At 44.8% G+C, this 2,178-nt stretch carries 3 protein-coding genes; all 3 read left to right on the top strand.

Annotated features, from left to right (window positions below; genetic code table 11):
- Positions 1–312, top strand: a 312-nt coding sequence (locus tag AC29Z1_RS03335; protein ID WP_488270040.1) for a PhnD/SsuA/transferrin family substrate-binding protein, incomplete at its 5' end; no start/stop codon positions are given.
- Entirely contained in the window at positions 309–1,748 is a 1,440-nt protein-coding gene (locus AC29Z1_RS03330) for an ATP-binding protein (RefSeq protein WP_488270039.1), read from the top strand. The genes AC29Z1_RS03335 and AC29Z1_RS03330, both read left to right, overlap by 4 nt.
- The coding region (locus AC29Z1_RS03325; protein WP_488270038.1) for a response regulator at positions 1,732–2,178 on the top strand (447 nt) is incomplete at its 3' end. The genes AC29Z1_RS03330 and AC29Z1_RS03325, both read left to right, overlap by 17 nt.

Genomic DNA, 2,178 nt, shown 5'->3' with positions numbered 1-2,178 from the left:
AATAAGGTGGTAGATGCTGCGCCTGTCACCAGCGTAGTATATGATCGGGCGAAACAAAAACAGCCGGAAATGGCGGATGCGGTCAAGATTATTGCTGTTTCGCCGTATGCGGGGATTGGTCCTGTAGTAGCTGGTAAAAGTGTAAGTAAGGGCCAGCGGGAAGTCTTGCGACACGCTCTGCTTACCATGCATGAAAATCCAGATATGCTGCCAGCTCTGCAAGGATTATCCATTGACCGGTTTGTACCGCCGCAGCCAGAGTTATATGAACCCATTCGGCAGATGCTTAGAGAGAAGCGAGAACAATTATGATGATGTCAAAGATGTCGATTTATTATCGGATATTAGCGTTGGCGCTGTCCATCATCGCCTTGCTTAGTTTAGCTATCGGTTTAATTATGTGGAATTCATTAGATGATATTGTTTCGCGCCAGCTACAAAAACGCGGTGGTGAGATTGCAACCCATGTCGCATTGGCTGCCAGCAACTATATATTAATGGAAGACTTGTACAATCTGTATGAGTTGGTGGCTCAGACCGCCGCAAGTAGCGAAGATGTGCGCTATATTTTAATTGTAAATAATAAAAAGCGCTTGTTGGCGCATACTTTCCACAATGGCATACCCAAGGGGATATTGGATGATATGTCTGAGCTTGCTCAGCGAGACATATCGGTATTTAACTCGAATGAAGGAATTATTCATGATATTGTCGTTCCGATTGAAAATGGTGCGGTTGGCTATGTTCGGGTGGGTATGACTGAGGAGCATGTGCGAAACTCAATCAATCAGCATCTAAGAGATGTATTGTTGACTATCCTCGGCATTTGCGCCTTGGCGGTATTTTTATCAAGCCGAATATCAACGGTAATTACTAAGCCCATTCGCGATTTAGCAGAAGTTGCCGAATCAATCACTCGAGGAAATCTGGAGATCCGTGCCAATATCCGTGATAACGGCGAGGTGGGGAAGTTAGCTGCGGCGTTTAACGAAATGGCTGCCAGCCTGATTAAGGCAAGTGCTGATAAGGAAGTGCTGCTGAGTGAACTGCGGGTTAAGGAACAGATCCGTAATACCTTAATTACGAAACTGATGACTGCTCAGGAAGATGAGCGCAAGCGGATTTCGCGTGAACTGCATGATGAAACTAGTCAGGCGCTAACTTCGCTGATGCTGACCATGCGAGTGTTGGCAGAAGATGCACCCAATCAAGAACAAAGAGATGCTTTGCTGTTAGGACGTGATGTAGCTGCCAATATTTTGCGAGAGGTACGTGAACTGGCCATTGAGTTAAGACCGCCAGCTTTAGATGATCTCGGTTTAGTTGCTGCTATAGAACGGTATATTGATAAATTTGCCATCAGGCACGAGTTACACATTGATTTATTTACCGAAGGTCAGCAAGTTCTTGTAGATAGCCAAATTGCTGTGGCCCTTTACCGGATTGTCCAGGAGAGCTTAAATAATGTAGTTAAACATTCCGGTGCAACCCATGTGGCAATAAATATCGATTTTCAGCCAGATCAGATTATGGTCAGGATCGCTGATAATGGCAAGGGCATTTCTGAGGCAGATTTAATTCGTGCTCAGCGAGAAAATCGGCTTGGAATATATGGAATGCGTGAACGGGTAGAATTGCTCCAGGGCAGGTTCGACATTAGAAAAGCCCCCCAAGGTGGTACTGAAATCTTTATTGCAATTCCACAATATGATCAAGGAAAGGTGATTCATAGTGAAACCAAAGATTAAGGTGCTATTGGCGGATGATCATAAACTAATTCGTGCTGGACTGAAACTATTGTTACAGCGGCAACCGGAGATGCAAGTGGTTGGCGAGGCAGCAGATGGCGAGCAGACCATTCAACTATTTGAGCAGCTTCAACCGGATATTTTGCTGCTTGATTTATCAATGCCTAAAATGAACGGGATTGAATGCATCAAGGAGATTAAAAGCCGCCATCCTGAAGCTAAGGTAATTGCCTTGACCATGCATGAAGATGAAAATTATATAAAACGGGCCATGCAGGCGGGAGCCTCTGCTTATGTGCATAAGAGTGCAGCAGATGTTGATTTGTTTAAAGCCATTGAGGCTGTGCAAGCAGGGGGGATTTATCTAAGTCACCAAGATTCCAAGCTATTGTTGCAGGTTTTATTAAACCGAGAACAGGAAACCATTGAC

The organism is Sporomusa sp., from assembly GCF_057736855.1.
The sequence above is the reverse complement of the archived record's forward strand: the minus strand, read 5'-3'. Positions and strand labels throughout refer to the sequence as shown.